The 18,331-nt window shown below is 64.7% G+C and carries 15 protein-coding genes; 5 read left to right on the top strand and 10 right to left on the bottom strand.

The features are described 5' to 3' along the window. Window positions 1-3: 3 nt before the first annotated feature. Both AT984_RS11785 and AT984_RS11780 read right to left on the bottom strand, forming a co-directional pair. A complete protein-coding gene (locus AT984_RS11785) occupies window positions 4-1,650 on the bottom strand; it encodes a DUF4178 domain-containing protein (RefSeq protein ID WP_058720258.1) in 1,647 nt (548 codons plus the stop codon). Further along, complete coding sequence (locus AT984_RS11780) at window positions 1,643-2,713, bottom strand: SPFH domain-containing protein (RefSeq protein ID WP_058720257.1); 1,071 nt, start codon at window positions 2,711-2,713, stop codon at window positions 1,643-1,645. Before AT984_RS11780 ends, AT984_RS11785 begins: the two co-directional genes overlap by 8 nt. Window positions 2,714-2,952: 239 nt before the next feature. Here AT984_RS11780 and AT984_RS11775 point away from each other — a divergent pair, with 239 nt between their 5' ends. Beyond that, a complete protein-coding gene (locus tag AT984_RS11775; protein WP_058722276.1) occupies window positions 2,953-3,444 on the top strand; it encodes a molybdenum cofactor biosynthesis protein MoaE in 492 nt (163 codons plus the stop codon). A gap of 8 nt (window positions 3,445-3,452) precedes the next feature. Then, window positions 3,453-3,833, top strand: a complete 381-nt coding sequence (gene crcB / locus AT984_RS11770; protein ID WP_058722275.1) for a fluoride efflux transporter CrcB — start codon at window positions 3,453-3,455, stop codon at window positions 3,831-3,833. A gap of 26 nt (window positions 3,834-3,859) precedes the next feature. Here the strand turns inward: crcB and AT984_RS11765 are convergent, their stop codons facing one another. From AT984_RS11765 to AT984_RS11755, 3 genes are read right to left on the bottom strand one after another with little or no spacing between them, the layout of a single operon-like run. Beyond that, entirely contained in the window at window positions 3,860-5,512 is a 1,653-nt protein-coding gene (locus AT984_RS11765; RefSeq protein ID WP_058720256.1) for a sensor domain-containing diguanylate cyclase, read from the bottom strand. Between the two features lie 2 nt (window positions 5,513-5,514). Then, window positions 5,515-6,024 carry a hypothetical protein gene (locus tag AT984_RS11760; protein ID WP_058720255.1) on the bottom strand — a complete coding sequence of 170 codons (510 nt, stop codon included), beginning with the start codon at window positions 6,022-6,024 and terminating at the stop codon, window positions 5,515-5,517. Window positions 6,025-6,029: 5 nt separating this feature from the next. Beyond that, on the bottom strand, window positions 6,030-7,328 hold the full coding sequence (locus tag AT984_RS11755; protein ID WP_058720254.1) for a hypothetical protein: 1,299 nt from the start codon (window positions 7,326-7,328) through the stop codon (window positions 6,030-6,032). 276 nt (window positions 7,329-7,604) lie between these two features. On the opposite strand from AT984_RS11755, the gene clpB reads away from it, so the two are divergent. After that, window positions 7,605-10,199 (top strand): ATP-dependent chaperone ClpB, encoded by a 2,595-nt coding sequence (gene clpB / locus AT984_RS11750; protein WP_058722274.1) that lies wholly within the window; start codon window positions 7,605-7,607, stop codon window positions 10,197-10,199. Between the two features lie 132 nt (window positions 10,200-10,331). Here the strand turns inward: clpB and AT984_RS11745 are convergent, their stop codons facing one another. Both AT984_RS11745 and AT984_RS11740 read right to left on the bottom strand, forming a co-directional pair. Continuing rightward, complete coding sequence (locus AT984_RS11745) at window positions 10,332-11,699, bottom strand: L,D-transpeptidase family protein (protein WP_156422002.1); 1,368 nt, start codon at window positions 11,697-11,699, stop codon at window positions 10,332-10,334. A 28-nt stretch (window positions 11,700-11,727) separates the two neighbouring features. Further along, window positions 11,728-12,933 carry a YybH family protein gene (locus AT984_RS11740; protein WP_082680336.1) on the bottom strand — a complete coding sequence of 402 codons (1,206 nt, stop codon included), beginning with the start codon at window positions 12,931-12,933 and terminating at the stop codon, window positions 11,728-11,730. 193 nt (window positions 12,934-13,126) lie between these two features. On the opposite strand from AT984_RS11740, the gene AT984_RS11735 reads away from it, so the two are divergent. Then, entirely contained in the window at window positions 13,127-14,089 is a 963-nt protein-coding gene (locus AT984_RS11735; RefSeq protein WP_156422001.1) for a type IV pilus assembly protein FimV, read from the top strand. A gap of 59 nt (window positions 14,090-14,148) precedes the next feature. Then, window positions 14,149-15,771, top strand: coding sequence for an L-aspartate oxidase (gene nadB / locus AT984_RS11730; protein WP_058720250.1), 1,623 nt, complete (start codon window positions 14,149-14,151; stop codon window positions 15,769-15,771). Between the two features lie 32 nt (window positions 15,772-15,803). On the opposite strand, the gene AT984_RS11725 is transcribed toward nadB, so the two are convergent. From AT984_RS11725 to AT984_RS11715, 3 genes are all read right to left on the bottom strand, one after another. Further along, entirely contained in the window at window positions 15,804-16,094 is a 291-nt protein-coding gene (locus tag AT984_RS11725; protein ID WP_058720249.1) for a late competence development ComFB family protein, read from the bottom strand. Window positions 16,095-16,241: 147 nt separating this feature from the next. Then, window positions 16,242-17,345: a quinolinate synthase NadA gene (gene nadA, locus AT984_RS11720; protein ID WP_058720248.1), complete on the bottom strand. Its 1,104-nt coding sequence runs from the start codon at window positions 17,343-17,345 to the stop codon at window positions 16,242-16,244. Between the two features lie 113 nt (window positions 17,346-17,458). Further along, the gene (locus AT984_RS11715; protein WP_058720247.1) at window positions 17,459-18,319 is read right to left on the bottom strand and encodes an AraC family transcriptional regulator; all 861 of its coding nucleotides are present in this window, start codon (window positions 18,317-18,319) and stop codon (window positions 17,459-17,461) included. Between the last annotated feature and the right edge of the window lie 12 nt (window positions 18,320-18,331).

Raw genomic sequence — 18,331 nt, 5'->3', positions numbered from 1 at the left:
GTGTCATTTGTGGCCGCCGCCGCTGCTACCGTAGCCGCCGTAAGAGCCGCCTGTACCGCCGCCCACGCGCGCGCCGCTGCCGCCGCTGCGCTTGCACTGTGCGTACTCGGCGCTGTTCTCGCCATAGGTGTCGCGGGTGTTGTCACAGTCATCGCTGTTGCTGGACAGCACAAAGATGAAGATGATGAAAAGCACGAAGAGCGCAATCGCCACCTTGCGAGGAATGCTGCCACCGTCTCCGTCCAGGCTGTTGCCAATGCTGCGCCCAAGGCCACTCAAGGCCCCGGCATCGCTAGCCAAGGGCAGGCCGAAGGCCTTGGCGACGACGCTGGCGTCCAGCGTGCGACCCCAGCTCCAAGTCACCTCATTGCCGGTCTGCTCGCGGCTGAGCAACTCTTTGCTGGCGCCGACGCGGCATTCGTAATCACTGACCAGCGCGCGTTGATCACGCTTGACCTGCCAGTAGAACTCGCCCAGCACATGGGTGCTCTTGGCGGTGTAGCTTTGCGCGTAACGGCGTTTGAAGGTCTTGCCCTGCCACTCGATGGTGAAGCCCAGGGCGCGCGACTGGGTTGGCGCGCCGGTCAGCGGGCGCACCAGGCTCCAACCGTCTTCGCTGTCCACCAAGAAGACAAAGCCTTCGCGCTTGTTGAACAGCAGGTACTCACGCCAGAAGGTTTGCTCGGCAAAGTCATCCGCGCTGTCGGGGATGTCGCAGCGCTCCTGATAGCCCACCACCTGCCAGCTCAGCAATGGCCCATCGCCAAAGGCCAGCGAGCCGCTGCGGCCCAGGGGAATGTCGGGCTCGCGGCCATTGGTTTGCGCGTAGTGGGGCAGCTCGGCGGCCGCGATTTGGCTGATGTCGATCACCGCCTGGCATTGGCCGCAGACCAAGGACTTGGAGCCGTTTAACTTGGGCGTTAGCGAGGCGCCGCAACTCGGGCAATTGAACTGGCGCGCGCCCAGGGTCTTGCTGCTTTCTTCGCGCAAGCCCTGCATGGCCAGATCGTCGATGCGCACGGACCGACCCAGCGACCACTGCGGCGCCTCCGGCTTGGCATAGTCCAGCGTGCCGACCTCGTCTGTGGCGCTGCGCAGCTCGGCCACCAGGTATTCGCGCTGCAACTCGGGCGGGCGCGGCAATTCACCTTGCGCGGCCAGCAAGGTGCTGGGTGTCAGTGCGGCCACGGACCAAGCCTGGCCGTTGATGATTTGCTGGCTGCCTAGCGTCAGTGCGTGGGCGGGTGGGGGCGGGCTGCTCAGTGGCGCATCGAAGGCGAGCACAAAGCTGCCGTTGTCCTCGGCCAACCAGGCGCTCTTGCGCACCGCCTCGCTGCCATCAAACAGCAAATGCCATTCGTTCCACTGGCCCTCGGCATAGCCCAGCTGCAGGCGGCCCACCACGGTGAAGGCCTGGCCGCTGTAGCGGCCGCAGGCGCCCAGTTGCAGGGGCGAGTAGTCCTCGATCAGCTCGGCGCTGATGCCGATTTTGCGCAGCGCCTCGCCCTCGCGCAGCAGGCTGCTGCGACAGTAGCTGCAGACGGTGCAGGCGCTGGCGGCGGAGGCGAATTCAAGCGGGGCGCCGCAGTTGGGGCAGGCCGCTTGCCAGCGGCGCTGGGGCGCCGGGGCGGAGGCGTTCGAATCAGACAAGTTTCTTCAGCAGCTCGGCTTTTTTGGCAGCGAATTCTTCATCGGTCAAGATGCCCTTGCTGACCAGGGCGCCGAGCTTTTCCAGCATGGCAAACACTTCGTCACTATTGGCGGCTGGTGCCGGTGCAGCAACAGTTGCGGCGGTCGCCGCAGCAGCCGCGGCAGCAGGCGCCGCGACCGTGCCCGCCAGGCCCGCGCCCAGTTGCTGGGCCAGCACCTGGCCCATGGCAAGACCTGCCCCCAGGCCCATCGCGTCGCCGGCCACACCGCCGCCGCCCGAGCCCACGCCTTCAGCCAGCTTGGGGATGGCTTGCGCGGTTTGGTACTGCATGAACTGGCCCATGTCTTTGCCAATCATGCCCATGCCGATTTTCTGGTCGAGGATTTTTTGCAGCTCCTCCGGCAGCGAGACGCTTTGCAGCGTCACGGCTTCAAGCTTCAGACCCAGGCGTTCGAACTCAGGTGCGGTGGCCAGCAGCAACTGCTTGGCAAACTCGACCTGATTGGCGGCCAGGTCCAGAAAGGGAATGCCACTTTGCGCTACCGCGTCGCTGATGTGTTGCAGCATCAGGCCGCGCAGCTGGCCGTCCAGATCGGCCACGCCGTAGCGCTCGCGGGTGCCGGAGATTTCGGTGTGGAAGAGCTTGGCGTCGGCAATTCGGTAGGCGAAGTTGCCGAAGGCGCGCAAGCGCACGGCGCCGAAGTCCTTGTCGCGAATCGTCACCGGCTGTTGGGTGCCCCAGCGTTGGTCGATCTGCTGGCGGGTGCTGAAGAAGTAGACGTCGCTTTTGAAGGGGGACTCAAACAGCTTGTCCCAGTTCTTCAAATAGGTCAGCACCGGCAGGGTCTGGGTGGTGAGCTTGTACATGCCGGGGCCAAACACATCGGCCACCTTGCCTTCGTTGACGAAGACGGCGATTTGCGATTCCCGCACGGTCAGCGAGCCGCCGTATTGAATTTCTTTGTCTGCGACCGGAAAGCGCCAAGCCAGGGTGCCATCGCCATCCTCGGTCCATTGGATGATGTCGATGAACTGCTTTTTGATGAAATCCATCAGGCTCATGGTGCGGGTCTCCTCGTGATCGTGGCTGCAGGCTGAAGCACCGGTTCATCGTTTGGACTGGCGCCGGCCGGCTCGTGCTCGGTGGCGGCAGTATCCCCGAGTCGGCCTTGCGCTGAATGGCAGCATTCCTCGTTTTGTAGGAAAGACACCGCACAGCGGGGGTGAATCTTGCCCTCCGCTGTCGTTTGGGCCTGGGCTTTCGCGTTCGCGCGGCGCGCGTCAGATGCCACAATTCCGCCATGACTGCATCCACTTCCGCCCCGCGCGTACGCATCCAGAGCGAGGACTTTGACCTCAGCCAAGAAACCCTGGCCTTGCGGGCCGACGACGGCGGCGTTGGCGCTGTGGTCAGCTTTGTGGGCACGGTGCGCGACCAGGTGGGTGGGGAAGTGCTGTCTCAAATGGAGCTGGAGCATTACCCCGGCATGACCGAGGCCAGCATCGAGGCCATGGTGGACGAGGCGTTCCAGCGCTTCAATATCCGCGGCGCCCGTGTCATCCACCGGGTGGGCGTGCTGCCGGCTTGCGCGCAGATCGTGCTGGTGCTGGTCAGTTCCGCCCACCGCGGCGAAGCCTTCCAGGCCTGCGAGTTCTTGATGGACTATTTGAAAACCCAGGCCCCGTTTTGGAAGAAGGAAACGCTGGCCAGCGGCGCCCGTTGGGTCGATGCCCGGGTGACGGATGATGCGGCGCTGGCGCGTTGGGGCATTCAGAGCGCCAACGCACAATGAACCCGCTGATGAATCCACTTTGGCTCAAGATCTTGGCGGTAGCCGCCGGGGCCTCGGCCGGCGCTTTGTTGCGCTGGCGCGCGGGCTTGTGGCTGAATGCCACTTGGGCGGGCTTTCCTCTCGGGACTCTGGCCGTCAATCTCCTGGGCGGCTTGCTGATTGGCATTTCGCTGGAGTGGTTTGCCCGCACGCCCAATGAAGTCTTGCAGCTCTTGCTGGTGACGGGGCTGCTGGGTGGCTTGACCACCTTCTCGGCTTTTTCGGGCGAGTCTTTGATGCTGCTGCAGCGTGGTGATCTCGGGCTGGCGCTGCTGCACAGCGGGGCTCATATGTTTGGCGCCCTGGCGGCAGCCGCCCTTGGCATGCGCCTGGCTCAGGCCTTGCTTTGATGGGCTGATTGAGGCGGATTAGCCGATTAGGCTTGGCTGAGCGACTCGGCCACCCGCCAGGCATTCTTGCCATGGCGCTTGACCTCGTACATGGCCGCGTCGGCGGCATTGAACAGCGCGGCGCGGTGCAGGGCGTGGCGTGGATAGCTGGCCAGGCCGATGCTGGCGCCTACCTGGGCGGTGCGGCCGTCGCGCAAGGCGATGGGTTCACTGATGATGCGCAACAAGTTTTGGGCGAGTGCTTGCACCATCGGCGCTTCGGCATCCACCCGGTCGAGCAGCAGCACCAACTCGTCGCCGCCCACCCGTCCCGCGATATCGCTGCTGCGGCGCAGTACGCCGCGCATGCGTTTGGCGCACTCCACGATCACGGCGTCGCCGGCCTCATGGCCGAGTTCGTCATTCACCTTTTTGAAGCCGTCCAGGTCCAGAAACAGCAAGGTCACCGCGTGACCGCTGGCCTGGGCTTGCTGCAGCATCTGATCCAGCGCGGCGATGACGCCGACACGGTTTTTCAGCCCAGTCAGCCCATCGTGCAGGGCTTGATGGCTGGCCGCCGTTTCCTCTGACTTGCGTTGGGTGACGTCGTAGATCACGCCCTCCACCATGCCTTCGGCCATGTCGGCGCTGGCTTGCTGAACCGAAATCAGGCAGTGCACCCAGCGCTGCTCGCTGCCTTTGCTGCGCAGGGCCAGGTCGGCGGCCATGGTTTGGCCCTGGGTACTGGCGTCGGCAATCATTCGGCGTACTTGCTCGGGATCGGCAAAAACGGCGTCCACAAAGTCCTTGCTGGCCAAGTCGGCCGGGCTTGCGCCCTCGGCATCGATCAGACGCAGCACGGTCGGGTTGCTATTGATCAGGCGCCCGCCTGGCGTCAACACAAAGATGCCGGCGCTGGTGTGGTTGAAGATCTGCCGGTACTGCGCCTCCATGGCCGCAATCTCGGCGCGCAGCTGGCGCTCGGCCTGCAAGGCGGTTTCGGTAGCCGTCAGCAGGCCGTTCACCGCAATGACGACGGTGCCTACTTCGTCATTGCGGTGGCGTCTGTTCACGCTGAGACGCTGGCTGCTGCCGGGTGCGATCGTGCTGAGTTGCTGGCTCAGCCGCATCATCGGCTTGGACAGCATGAGCAGCACCACATGGTTGAGCAGCAGGGCCAGAATGGTGATCAGCGTGGCCTGGGCGATGCCCAGCCAGCGTGCCAGGAGATTGGCCTCCTGGATGACCTGGGGCAAGCTGCCCTGTGCCAGCAAATGCCCTAGTTCTTCGGCGCCGTCGAAGGGTGAAACCAGGCGCCGAGTCACCAGCAATGAAGCCTCGACCGAGCCAGGGGGCGGCGCCGGGCTTCCGCCGTCCAGCGGGCTGGCCGCCAAAACCTTGCCGGCGGTGTCCTCCACCCAGACCCGGGCCACATTGGGATCGCGGGCTACGCCTTTGATCAGTTCAAGCAGCAGCACTTGGTCTTCGGCGTAAACGCCTACTGCAACGGATTTCTCGATGGCGCTCAGCATGGACTCCAGCGTGGTTGTGCTTGATTCCCTGGCCTTCACAAAGGTCAGTCGCACCACCACCAGGCTGGCAAGCAAGGCGAGCAAGGTGGCCACGCCGATCAGAATGAGTGTGAACTTGCCGTGCAGGCTGCGATGGTAGCTCTGAAAGCGGAGCAGGGCTTTTCTCATGCTCAGTTGCTTCGGCTCAGGGTCATCACCAGCTTGGCCTGGCCTTCGGCTGGCGGGCTGCTCAGGTAAGCAATGGCGCGCGGATTGCGTTTGACTTCGGCCAGCAACGCTGAGTCACCCGCCAGCATTTTGGGTGGCACCACCCGACCTGTGAACAAGAGCCGTGCCCAGTAGCTGTCGATCTGAGCCAGGTCCATACCGGTGAGCGCCAGGTAGAAAGCCTCGCGCTGCGCGCTGTCCCGCGGCTGGTCGAAGACCTCGGCCGGCCCGGCGCCGGGGAAGTTGCGGCTGCGGCCGGTGTAGAGGGCGATCAATTCTTTTTTGTCGATTTTGGCCAGGGGGTTGCTATTGTTGACGATGACGTAAAGCTCGGCCCCATCTTTCGCCGCGCAAGGCAGGGTTCCGCCCAGCCCTAGCACGGTCAGCCCCACAGCCAAAGCGCCTAGGCGCAGCAAACGATGCAGTGCTTGGCGGCGGGGCAGGGTGTGGGCGGGCATGGTGCGGTCAGCCATGCGGCTCAAAAGACAAAGTCCAGGGTGGCGGAATAGACCTGGCTGCTGCCCGGCTCAGAGGTGTTGTGCCGCCAAGATCCGGCGCCGTTGGCCTGGGTGTTGACTTGATCTACTTGCAGCTTGAGCGCCATGCGCGGTGCGAAGTCATAACGTAGGCCAAGACCGATCGAGCTTTGCTCAAAGCGGGCGGTGTTGGCCGCTTCGGCAGCTAAGGTGCCCAGGCCGGTTGCCATGGCCGCGTTCGGCGCGCCGATCATAGGGGTCAGCTCAGCCTGCCAATTCAAGGGTGCTGCGTTGGGCATCTTGTCCGCCTGGCTGCGTCCAGCGATCAGGTAGGCGCTCAGGCGCTGCCAACGTCGCCCCAAGGAGGCATAGCCTCGCCAGCCGGCTGACAGACCCGAGGCCAGGTGGACATGGCTGGCTTCGGCGCTGCCGAACCAGGTGCTGGACTGGTATTGCAGCCCCAGCGATGCGTATTGCGTCAAGCCCTGGGGGTACAAGTCATCGGATAGGTTCTGCGCTTGCTGCGCCACGGACGGCACAGGCAGTGCGGTGATCTGTTGCAAGGCCTGCTGCAACAGCCGCAAGTTGGCATCGGGCCTCACCTCGATATCGGCGCGCGCATAGCTGGCCTTGATCAGCCAAGCCCCCGCCTCACGGCTGAGGGTGAGGACGGCTGTATTGCGGTTGCGTATGCGCAGAGAATCATCGATGCGCAAGGCTTGAATGGTGTTGAGGCCATTGCCCAGTTGCACTTTGGCGGTCCAGTCGGCGTGTTCGGTGTGCCAGATGTGGCTGAGGTCGGCGCCGTCGAGCGAGTTGATGGGCATCCAGCCATAGAACTCGATATTGGGTCGCACCCAGGGCAGGGCATAGCCCACATTGCGCAGGTCAGCTTGTAAAAACACTTCCGGGCTGGTGCGGCCCAGGCGCAGATGCCAGTCCGTGCTGATTTGATAGCCCACAAACGCCCATTCCACCGCCTCGCCCAAGCTGGCGTCCCTGGCCCGTTGCCGTAGCACCAGTTGCAGCGCGGTGTCCCAGCGCTCGGCCGGCGCCCAGTTCAGTTGCAGGCCTAGCCGTGAGTCCACCAGGGCGCTGCTAGCGCTGCTGGCGCCGACCTGGGTTTGTTCACGCGCCAAGAGCCAGTCGCGGTCGCTGCGGGTGTGGCTCATGCCTAAGGTGCCAAAGCCGCTGAGCCGCAGGCTGCTGGGCGAGTTGTCGCCCGTGTCGTCGGCGTGCACGCCAGCCACGCCAAGTGCCAACAGCAAGGAGGCCATCAGCTGACGGCCAGCGCTTGCCATCAAAGGACGCCTCGCTTGATCGGGTGGACTCAAAAACACGCGGGGCCCTTGCTGCATGTCTTCCTACCGGGTGCATGGTGGTGCTTGACTATATGTCCGGATCCCTGTGCCGTCATGGGGGCGAAGTAATCACGCAACACCCGGCAATTCCGCCGATGCCGGGGCTTCGCTGTTCAGCCCGCTCACCCTTCAACTGGCTTGCGCCAGATCAAACCGCCGGGGCTTGAAATGACCTTCACTGCACCCACTTGCAAGCCCACGGAGGTTCCAATCATCATGCGTGTCGACAAATTCACTTCTCGGTTCCAAGAGGCTTTGAATGAGGCCTCCAGTCTCGCGATTGCCCGCGACAACCCCTATATCGAGCCGGCGCACTTGCTGGCGGCGATGCTGCTGCAAGACGATGGCCCACGGGCGCTGCTGGAGCGCGCCGGGGTCAATGCCGCGGCGCTGAAAACAGCGCTGGAGTCCATCATCGCCGGCCTGCCCCAGGTCAAGGGCGAAGGCCAGCAAGTGGGCGCCGGGCGCGACTTGGTGGCCTTGTTGCAGGCGACCGAAAAGGAAGCCAATAAGCGCGAGGATCAGTTCATCGCCAGCGAGATGTTCTTGCTCGCCTTGAGTGACGCCAAGAGCGACCTGGCTGGTGTGGCCCGTGGCCATGGCCTCAACCGCAAGGCGCTTGAAGCCGCGATTGATGCCGTGCGCGGCGGCCAGAAGGTCGACAGCGCGGAGGCCGAAGGCCAGCGCGAAGCGCTCAAGAAATACACCCTGGATCTGACCGAACGTGCTGCCCTGGGCAAGCTGGACCCGGTGATCGGCCGTGACGATGAGATCCGCCGCGCCATCCAGGTGCTGCAGCGCCGCACCAAGAACAATCCGGTGCTGATCGGCGAGCCGGGCGTGGGCAAGACCGCCATCGTGGAAGGCCTGGCGCAACGCATCGTCAACGGCGAGGTACCCGACAGCCTGAAGAACAAACGCATCCTGGTGCTGGACATGGCCTTGCTGCTGGCCGGTGCCAAGTACCGCGGCGACTTCGAAGAGCGCCTCAAGGGCGTGCTCAAGGAAGTGGCCCAGGACGAAGGCAAGACCATTCTCTTCATCGATGAGATTCACACCATGGTGGGCGCCGGCAAGGCCGAGGGCGCCATCGACGCGGGCAATATGCTCAAGCCCGCGCTGGCGCGCGGCGAGTTGCATTGCATCGGCGCCACCACCCTGGACGAGTACCGCAAATATGTGGAGAAAGACGCCGCCCTGGAGCGCCGCTTCCAGAAGGTGATGGTGGGCGAGCCCACGGTGGAGGCCACCATCGCCATCCTGCGCGGCTTGCAGGAAAAGTACGAACTGCATCACGGCGTGGAGATCACCGACCCCGCCATCATTGCGGCCGCTGAGCTCAGCCATCGCTACATCACCGACCGCTTCTTGCCCGACAAGGCGATTGACCTGATCGACGAGGCCGCAGCCAAGATCAAGATCGAGCTGGACTCACGCCCCGAGGTCATGGACAAGCTGGATCGCCGCATGATTCAGCTCAAGATCGAGCGCGAGGCGGTGCGCCGCGAGAAGGACGAGGGTTCGAAAAAGCGCTTCGACCTGATCGAGGAAGAACTGCTCAAGCTGCAGCGCGAGTACGCCGAACTGGAAGAGATTTGGACCACCGAGAAAGCGCAAGCCCAGGGCTCGGCGCATGTGAAGGAAGAGATCGACAAGATCCGCTTCCAGATCGAGGAGCTGACCCGCAAGGGCGACTTCAACAAGGTGGCCGAACTGCAATACGGCAAGCTGCCCGAGCTGGAGAAGAAGCTCAAAGCCGCCCAGGCCACGGAAGCCGGCAAGAAGGGCCCGGACGCTCGGCCGCGCCTGCTGCGCACCATGGTCGGCGCCGAAGAAATCGCCGAAGTGGTGGCTCGTGCCACCGGCATCCCGGTCGCCAAGCTGATGCAGGGCGAACGCGACAAGCTGCTGCAAATGGAAACCAAGCTGCACCAGCGCGTGGTGGGTCAGGACGAAGCGATTCACGCGGTGGCCGATGCCATCCGCCGTTCGCGCGCGGGCTTGTCGGACCCGAACCGGCCGACCGGCAGCTTCCTCTTCCTCGGCCCCACGGGCGTGGGCAAGACCGAGCTGTGCAAGGCCCTGGCCGGCTTCTTGTTCGACAGCGAGGATCATCTGATCCGTGTCGATATGAGTGAGTTCATGGAGAAGCACTCGGTCAGCCGCCTGATCGGTGCGCCTCCGGGCTATGTGGGTTACGAAGAGGGCGGCGCCTTGACCGAGGCGGTGAGACGCAAGCCCTATGCCGTGCTGCTGCTGGACGAGGTGGAAAAAGCCCACCCGGATGTGTTCAACGTCTTGCTGCAGGTGCTCGATGATGGTCGCCTGACCGATGGGCAGGGCCGCACGGTGGACTTCAAGAACACCGTCATCGTCATGACCAGCAATCTGGGTTCACAGCAGATCATGGCCTTGGTGGGCGAGCCCACCGAGGTGATTCGCGACGCCGTGTGGGGCGAGGTGAAGGCGCATTTCCGCCCTGAGTTCCTGAACCGCATCGACGAAACCGTGATCTTCCATGCCTTGGATGCGGCGCACATCGCCGACATCGCCAAGATCCAGCTCAAGACCCTGGAGCAGCGCCTGGAGAAGATGGAGATGACGCTGGACGTCAGCCCAGAAGCCGTGGCGGAACTGGCCAAAGTGGGCTTCGACCCGGTGTTTGGGGCCCGCCCGCTCAAGCGCGCTATTCAGCAGCGTATCGAGAATCCGCTCTCCCGGCTGATTCTGGAAGGCAAGTTCGGCCCCAAGGATGTGATCCCGGTGGATGTGGTCGACGGCGTGTTCCAGTTCGGGCGCACGGTGCATTGAGAGCTGCGTTGACGGCTAGCTAGATAGCGCCGTCGCTAGAAAAAAAGAGGCGGGCCAAATGGCTCGCCTCTTTCATTGGTGTGATCTGGCTTGGCTTGGCTTGGCTTGGCGTCAAGCCGACGCCCGCGCCAATCAGCTCACCACGCCATCAAAAAAGATCCGCCACTTGCCGGCTTGCTCGCGCCAGTACTGGCGCTTGAGCAGCGGGGCGGCGTCGCTGCCGCTTTGCTCGCGGTAGGTGACGATCATGATGGGTTCCAGATCGTGGCCGGGCAGCACGCTCAGGCGCTCCAGGCTTTGCAGCGGCAGCGCGTGGTTTTGCATCAGGCTGAGCTTGTGCTCCAGGCGCTTGGCCTCGCTGTCCGAGCCGCGCTGCAGATCGGGCTCGTAAAGGCTGCGCAAGGTGGCGGCGTCCTGGCTCTTGCGCGCGGCTTGCCAGCTGGCGTAAGCGGCTTCGAAGCCGGGCGCGATATCGGGCTTGGCGCCTTGCTTGGCGACCCAGTCCACATGTTCCAGGATCAGCACCGGCGTCTCGCGTGCCTTGACGGTGTCGGCCAAGTACTGCATATCGTCGTTGCTGAGCACGATGCAACCATCGGTGGACTGCGGGCCGCGCGCATAGCTGCCGGCGCGCTCGCCATGCAGCCAGATGCTGCTGCCGCTGCGGCCCAGCAAGCGGTCGTACTCATTCGGGTAGTTGAGCGGCAGGGCGGCCGCGCCGTAGCGGGCCACCGCCTCGTCGCGCCGTATGCCCACCTGGTAGATGCCCAGGGGCGTGCGCTGATCGCCTTCCACCTGCTTGCTAATGCCTGCCTTGCCCAGCGAGATATAGCTGTCCTTGACCAGGCGCAGGCCGTGCTCGGCGCTGTTCTCGAACAGGTAAAGCCGGGCCTTGGCCGTGTCCACCACGATGGCGTGGCGCAACGAGCTGGACAAGCCCACCAACTCCTTGGGCACCGCGTCTTGCGGCGGCCGCTCCACCAGCGCGGCCAGGCGCAGCTGCGCCTCGGTGCGCAAGGCATTGGCGCGGCTGATCTGCTCGGGCGTGGCGCCCAGATGGGCTTGTGCTGCCGCCTCGGGCGTGGTGCGGGCCAGCAGCAGATCGGCATAAGTCAGCTGCGCCAGCGAAAAATCAGGCTGCTTGGCGACCAGGGCCTGCACGGTGGCGAAGGCTTGGGGCTCCTCACCGCGTGCCAGCATCTGGAAGGCCGAGATCAGCTGGCCTTCCGGGGTCTGGGTATTGATCTGCGCCGTCAGGATGCTGGGCTCTGCTTTGGCGGGCGCGGCCTTGTGGCCAAAACCCAGGCCCAGCGGCGCATTCGCTTCGACGCGGGAGGACAGCATATTCATGCCCGTCAGGCCCAGCACGGCCGCGGCGGTGGCGCCGCCCACCAGCAGGGCGCCACGCAACCAGAGTTTGCCGGTGGCGGAGGCTGGCTTCTTACTCGGGGGGGACTGCTCTGGCTGCATCTCGGTCGTCACATCAATCGTTCTGGGCACGCGGCTGGCTTGCGTTCGGTGCGGCGGCTCAGCTGGAAGATTCTTGGCTCAGCAGCCAGGCGCCCGACTTGGACTTCACCAGGCTCAGAGTCTTGCTGCTCTTCACGCTCAGTGCGTCCGAGGTGTAGTTCTGGCGGAAAGTGACGGTGGCCTTGTTGCCATCGCCATCCACCTTGATCTTCAGGCCGGAGACTTCCACTGCGATCTTCTTCTTGCCCATGATGCGGATGCGGCGGTCTTCTTCCCAGGCCTTGCGCGTGGCGGCCTTGCCCTTGAAGTCGGGCGTGTAGGCCTTGTAGTAGTCGTCCATATCGCGCTGGCTCCAGGCCTTGGCCCAGTTCTGCACGGCTTTTTCGATGGCTTGCTGCGATTCTTGCTGCGGGTTCGGCTTGGCGGCTTCGGCCTTGGTGACCTCAACTTTCGGCGCCTCAGGCTTGGCCACGGGCGTTGCGGTGGCCGTTGTTGCCGCGGCTGGCTTGGCTGCGACGGTAGTGGCCGGCGCGCTAGCCACGACGGGTGCCGGGGCTGCTGCCTTGGCCTGCACCACAGGCGCCGGTGCAGGCGCACTGACTGCGGGCGGGGTGGCAGGTTTGGCGGCAGCCACTGGAGCCGGCGCCGGAGCGGGGGCAGGAACTGGCGCGGGAGCAGGAGCAGGCGTTGGAGTTGGTGCCACGGCCGCCGCTTTCGCCGCGCGCGGGTCCACGCTGGGCTCAAACACGTTTTGCACCACGGCCAGCTTCAGCGGCAGTTGGTTGTCGCCCTTGTCCAGAGCCAGGGCTTTTTTGTAGGCTTGGCCGGCCAAGCGGGCGTAGACATCGCCCAGGTTCTGGAAGGCGGTGGCATAGCTGGGATTGGTGCGGATGGCCAACTCCAGGGCTTGCCGCGCCTTCTCGAAATCACCTTGATTGCCGTAGAGCACGGCCAGGTTGTTGTAGGGGCCGGGCAGCTCGGGGTTGGTTTCGATCAGCTTTTGGAACACCGCAATCGCTTCGGGCTCGCGCTTGAGCTGGGCCAGGGCATTGCCGCGCTGCAAGCGCAGGCGCGGGTCATTGGGCTTGGCCACCAGGGCTTGGTCCACCTTCTTCAGTGCATCACCCGCATTGCCTTTGGCCAGCAGGGCCTGGGCATCGCTCACTTCGTCGGCCCGGGCAGCGCCGGCGCTCAAACCAAGCGCCAAGCTCAGGGCCAGCGCGTGCAGGGGGAAGCGGGTCAAGGACGAGGTGTGAAGGGGCATGGTTGCGGCCTGGTTTTGGGTGGCTGGATTGTAGCGGTGGGGCCACCCACGGCCGGGCAGCGCGCCCAAGTCAGGGCGGGCTGCGTGCTAGAGTGCCAGGGCAGATGTCATGCCCTGTCTTTTGCGCTTGCAGCTCGCGCTAAAAAGCGGGCTTTCCTTGACCCCTTCAGCCTTCGCAGAAAGCCGCCAACCCGTGCCCTCACGCCGCCGCGCTGCCGCCGTTTTTGCTGCTCATCTCGCTGCTCAGCTGGGCCTCTTGCTGAGCTTGACTTCGCCGGCGCAGGCCTTCGAGCTGGGGCGGCCGCAAACGCTGTCGGGCTTGGGCGAGCCGCTGTCGCTGAAGCTGCCCTTGCGCATGAATGCGGGGGAGACGCTTAACCCGGATTGCATTCAGGTGCATATCGAGTCAGGCGAACATCGCCTGACCGCGGGTGACGTGCAGAAGACGGTGGAGCTGCATCCCGAGACCCAATCCGGCACCGTGTGGCTGCGCAGCAGCGTGCCGATCGAAGAGCCGGTGATCAAGCTGGCCATCGGCTGCCCGCTGCAACATCTGACTGCGTTTGTGGACCCGGCCCAGTCGGGGCCAGCAGCGCATGCCGCCGTGACCACGACCGGTGACTTGAAATGGGCGCCGAGCGCGGCTGGCATTGCGCCCGCCGTGCCGGCCTCACACCCGGCCAAGGCCCAGCCTCAGGCCAAGACGCCGCTCACCTTGGCCACCGAATCAGGCCTGCGCCTGGACGGGCAAGTGGGCCTGCCCAAGCGGCGTGCATCATTGGTCGACAACTGGCAGCACGACGATTCCAGCAACCGTTTGAGCTTGGTGCTGCGCCTGGCCCAGGATGTCGGCGAGGCTTTGCTGTCGACCCCCGAGGCCGTGGCGACGCGTCTGCGCGAAGCCGAGCGTGAGTTCAATCAATTGCAGCGCGAGCAGCGCAGCCTGGACGCGCAAGTTGATCTGCTGAGCAAGCAATTGCAGCAGGGGCCGACGGAAGCACCCTCTGGCCTGGGCGTGGTGGCGATGCTGCTGGGCTGGGCGCTTTTGCTGATTGGCGCTGCGATTTACTTCTGGCGCCGCCGGCAAGGGACACAAAGAGGTGTGCGTAAGGTCATGGGGAAGGGCGCCCGACGGGATGCCGCTGCCGCTCTTTAGAATGCACGCTTCACATTGACGGCGCGGCGGCCTTGCTAGGGGCGCGCGCCAAAGGCCACATGTCCTCCTCTGCCCCCCTGTCTTCGACGACAACTCTGCCCGTGGTGATCGTGGGCGCCGGCTTGGCCGGGCTCACCACGGCCTTGCATCTGGCCGACCGCATGCGCGTGATCGTGCTGGCCAAGCGTGAATTGGGCGAGGGCGCTACCGCCTGGGCGCAAGGCGGCATCGTCGGCGTGCTGGGCCAGGACGACAGCATTGACAGCCATGTGCGCGACACCCAGGAAGCCGGCGCCGGCTTGGTGGACGAGGCCACGGCCCGCTTCATCGCCGAGCAAAGTGCGCAGGCGGTGGCTTGGTTGGTGCAGCAAGGCGTTCCCTTCACGCCCGACAGCAGCGGTCCGCTGGGTCTGCACCTCACCCGCGAGGGCGGCCACGCCGTACGCCGCATCGCCCATGCCGCCGATGCCACCGGCAAAGCCATCCACGACCAACTGCTGGCCGTGGCCGCGGCGCACCCGAATATCGAACTGCGCCAACGCTGGATGGCGCTGGACCTGATCACCTCGCGCCATCTGCAGCGCGATGAAGAGCCGCGCTGCTACGGCATCTATGCGCTCGACATCGACTCGCAAAAGGTCGAGGCACTGGCCGCCCAAGCGGTGGTGCTGGCTACCGGCGGCGCGGGCAAGGTTTATCGCTACACCACCAACCCCGACACCTCCACCGGTGATGGCATCGCCATGGCCTGGCGTGCGGGTTGCCGGGTGGCGAATATGGAGTTCATCCAGTTCCACCCGACCTGCCTCTACCACCCGCAGGAACGCAGCTTTTTGATCACCGAGGCCTTGCGCGGCGAGGGCGGGCATTTGAAGCTGCCCGATGGCAGCCGTTTCATGGCGGCGCACGATGAGCGCATGGAGTTGGCACCGCGTGACATCGTCGCCCGCGCCATCGATTTCGAGATGAAAAAGCACGGCCTGGACCATGTCTGGCTGGACGCCCGCCATCTGGGCGAGGACTTCTTGAAAGAGCATTTCCCCACCGTCCATGCGCGCTGCTTAGGCCTGGGCATCGACATTGCCACGCAGATGATTCCGGTCGTGCCGGCGGTGCATTTCACATGCGGCGGCGTGGTCACCGATATGAACGGCAGCGCCGATCTGCCGGGCCTCTACGCCGTGGGGGAAACCAGTTACACCGGCCTGCACGGCGCCAACCGCCTGGCCAGCAATTCATTGCTGGAATGCGTGGTGCTGGGCCAGACCTGCGCCAGCCACATCCAGGCGCAGCCGCAACACGCCGCCGCGCCGCTGCCGGCCTGGGATGAGAGCCAGGTGGAAGATGCCGACGAGCAGGTGGTCATCTCGCACAACTGGGACGAGTTGCGCCTGCTGATGTGGAACTATGTGGGCATCGTGCGCACCACCAAGCGCCTGGAGCGGGCGCTGCATCGCATCGCACTCTTGCGCGGCGAGGTGGATGACTACTACGCCAATTTCCGCGTCAGCCGCGATCTGCTGGAGCTGCGCAATCTGCTGGATTGCGGCGAGCTGATCGTGCGTTCGGCCTTGCTGCGGCATGAGAGCCGCGGCCTGCATTTCAGCCGCGACTATCCGCGCACCTTGCCGGTCAGCTTCCCGACTGTGCTGGTGGCGGAACGGGGTTTGAAAACCCGCTGAAGCTATCGCCTTAAGTGCTTAGGGCTGGGCGCTCAGGGCTGGGCGCGCAGCGCCGCGCGGGCGTGCACGAAGTGGAAGGCGTAGCCCACGGCTTCGTCAATGGCGGCGTCGATCTCGCGCCGCTCATGCTCGGTCAGATAAAACAGAAAGTCCACCGCGTGGCGGATGTAGCGCGGCGGCAGGCGGTTCAGCGCCACGCAGGCCACATCGCAAAGCAGGTCGGGGTCGGCCGCAATCTGCGGGAAATCGGCGGACGACTTCATCACCGCGGCCAGCACTTCGCGTTCGTGATGGTTGTAGATCGAGCTGAAATCTTGATTCATGGTGGGTTCTCCCGCAAAAGCATCGGCTGACACGATAAGGCTTTTCGCCTGGCTTGCGGGCAAAAAAAGGCCAGCTTCCGCTGGCCATTTCGAATCCGCTGCGGCGACTTGATTCGCCGCCTATGTCATTGGCCTGGCCAATTACGCCTATGCCGCACCGATGCCGGGCACCAGGCCAGCGCGCTGGTTCTTCAGCGCGGCGGTGAAGTCCAGCATGCGGTCAATGCAAGTCTTGGCCTTGATGCGGGTGGCCTCGTCCAGCTCGATGGCGCCCTGGCCGTGGCGCAGGCAATCAATCAGGCCTTGCAAGCTGTTCATCGCCATCCATGGGCAATGGGCGCAGCTCTTGCAGGTGGCGCTATTGCCGGCGGTGGGCGCTTCGATCAAGGTCTTGCCCGGCGCCAGCTGGCGCATGCGATGAAGAATGCCGTTGTCAGTGGCGACGATGTATTCCTGTGCCTGGCCCTCCACCACGGCCTTGATCAGGGCCGAGGTGGAACCCACCACATCGGCCAGCGCCACCACGCTTTGCGGTGACTCGGGGTGCACCAGCACCATGGCGCCGGGATGCTGCTCGCGCAGCAGTTGCAACTCCACGCCCTTGAACTCGTCGTGCACGATGCAGGCGCCGTTCCACATCAGCATGTCGGCGCCGGTTTTTTCCTGGATGTAGCGGCCCAGGTGGCGGTCCGGGGCCCAGAGGATTTTTTGACCCTTGGCCTTCAAGTCGGCAACGATTTCCAGCGCGCAGGAGCTGGTCACCATCCAGTCGGCGCGCGCCTTCACGGCCGCGCTGGTATTGGCGTAGACCACCACTTGGCGGTCCGGGTGGGCGTCGCAAAAAGCGTTGAAGTCCTCGGCGGGGCAGCCCAGGTCCAGCGAGCAGGTTGCGTCCAGATCGGGCATCAGCACCCGCTTCTCGGGGCTCAGGATTTTGGCCGTTTCGCCCATGAAGCGCACGCCGGCCACCAGCAAGGTTTGCGCCGCGTGGTCGCGGCCGAAGCGGGCCATTTCCAGCGAGTCGGAGACGATGCCGCCGGTTTCCAGTGCCAGGTCTTGCAGATCACCGTCCACATAGAAATGCGCCACCAGCACGGCGTTGTTGGCCTTCAAGAGGGCGGCGGCCTCGGCCTTCAGGCTGGCGCGTTCGGCGGGGCTCAGGGGGGCGGGGACTTTGGCCCAGGCCTGGACGGTACAGCTTTGGCCTTGGGCGTCTTGGCGGGTGTAGTCAAACAGCACTTGATCATTCATGGCGAGATTTTATGAGGAGGACCGTTGCTAGGTCGCTGCAGCCGCCGCTAGGCACCTGGCCGGGTCGGGTCATTGCCGGCTGAGGCCCCGGTCTTTGCTGGGAGACAAAGGCTTCAGGCCTCGGCAAAAAAACGGCTTGGCGGCATGCCCACGGTGCGGGTGACCATGGCGCTGAAGGCGCTGGCGCTGGCGTAGCCCAGCTCGGCGGCGATCAGGTTCATCGGCCGCTTGCGTGCCGCCAGGGTCAGGGCATGGGCCAGCAAGGCTTGCTGGCGCCATTGCGCATAGCTGCTGCCCAACTCTTGCCGGAACAGGCGTGAGAGGGTGCGTGTGCTGGCGCCGACCTCGGCGGCCCAGCCGGCCAGGTCGGCATGGCGCAGAGGCTCGTGCAGCATGGCTTCGCAAAAGCGGCGTAGGCGTTTGTCTTGCGGCAGGTTCACGCCCAGGCGTAGGCTGCTGGCGCGGCGCAACTCATCCTCGATCAGATTGGCCAACCACAGCTCGCGCTTGCTGCTATCGCTTTCACGCACCTCGGCCAGTTGCAGGACCAGTTCGCGCAGCAGGGGCGAGACCTCCAGCACCCGGCTGTCCGCCCAAGCCGCTGCCGCGCTGCCGGACAGGCCCGGGCCGATGCGGCCGGGACATTGGTGCAGATAGAGCGTGCGCAGATCCACCCTTTCCACCGGCGTGACCGCGTGTTCCACCTGGGGCGGTATCCACACCGCCCGCGAGGGCGGCACCAAGAACGTGGCCCGCTCGGTGCTGACGCGCACCACGCCGCTGATCGAAAACACCAGCTGGCCCCAGTCATGCTGGTGAGCTTGGATGTCCACATCGCTTTCCAGCACCCGCGCCTTGGCGCGGACTGGCCGCAGGGCGCAAGGCGCGAAGCGCTGCGGGTCCAGCGGCGGCAGGCTGGTGCGGGCCTTGCTCGGGCGCGGCCGTGCAGGTGGCGTGGGCTTGGGCGTGGACATCGGTGGCTGAAA

Source organism: Paucibacter sp. KCTC 42545 (genome assembly GCF_001477625.1).
Classification (GTDB): domain Bacteria; phylum Pseudomonadota; class Gammaproteobacteria; order Burkholderiales; family Burkholderiaceae_C; genus Paucibacter_A.
Note: the sequence above shows the minus strand (reverse complement) of the source record. Positions and strands in the feature narration are given on the sequence as shown.

What these genes read in the sequence shown, in the direction of transcription:
- AT984_RS11740 (WP_082680336.1), bottom strand. Translation starts at nt 12,933, where the DNA reads ATGCCCCTTCACACCTCGTCCTTGACCCGCTTCCCCCTGCACGCGCTG.
- AT984_RS11780 (WP_058720257.1), bottom strand. Translation starts at nt 2,713, where the DNA reads ATGAGCCTGATGGATTTCATCAAAAAGCAGTTCATCGACATCATCCAA.
- nadA (WP_058720248.1), bottom strand. Translation starts at nt 17,345, where the DNA reads ATGAATGATCAAGTGCTGTTTGACTACACCCGCCAAGACGCCCAAGGC.
- crcB (WP_058722275.1), top strand. Translation starts at nt 3,453, where the DNA reads ATGAATCCACTTTGGCTCAAGATCTTGGCGGTAGCCGCCGGGGCCTCG.
- clpB (WP_058722274.1), top strand. Translation starts at nt 7,605, where the DNA reads ATGCGTGTCGACAAATTCACTTCTCGGTTCCAAGAGGCTTTGAATGAG.
- nadB (WP_058720250.1), top strand. Translation starts at nt 14,149, where the DNA reads ATGTCCTCCTCTGCCCCCCTGTCTTCGACGACAACTCTGCCCGTGGTG.
- AT984_RS11725 (WP_058720249.1), bottom strand. Translation starts at nt 16,094, where the DNA reads ATGAATCAAGATTTCAGCTCGATCTACAACCATCACGAACGCGAAGTG.
- AT984_RS11755 (WP_058720254.1), bottom strand. Translation starts at nt 7,328, where the DNA reads ATGGCAAGCGCTGGCCGTCAGCTGATGGCCTCCTTGCTGTTGGCACTT.
- AT984_RS11765 (WP_058720256.1), bottom strand. Translation starts at nt 5,512, where the DNA reads ATGAGAAAAGCCCTGCTCCGCTTTCAGAGCTACCATCGCAGCCTGCAC.
- AT984_RS11760 (WP_058720255.1), bottom strand. Translation starts at nt 6,024, where the DNA reads ATGGCTGACCGCACCATGCCCGCCCACACCCTGCCCCGCCGCCAAGCA.
- AT984_RS11715 (WP_058720247.1), bottom strand. Translation starts at nt 18,319, where the DNA reads ATGTCCACGCCCAAGCCCACGCCACCTGCACGGCCGCGCCCGAGCAAG.
- AT984_RS11775 (WP_058722276.1), top strand. Translation starts at nt 2,953, where the DNA reads ATGACTGCATCCACTTCCGCCCCGCGCGTACGCATCCAGAGCGAGGAC.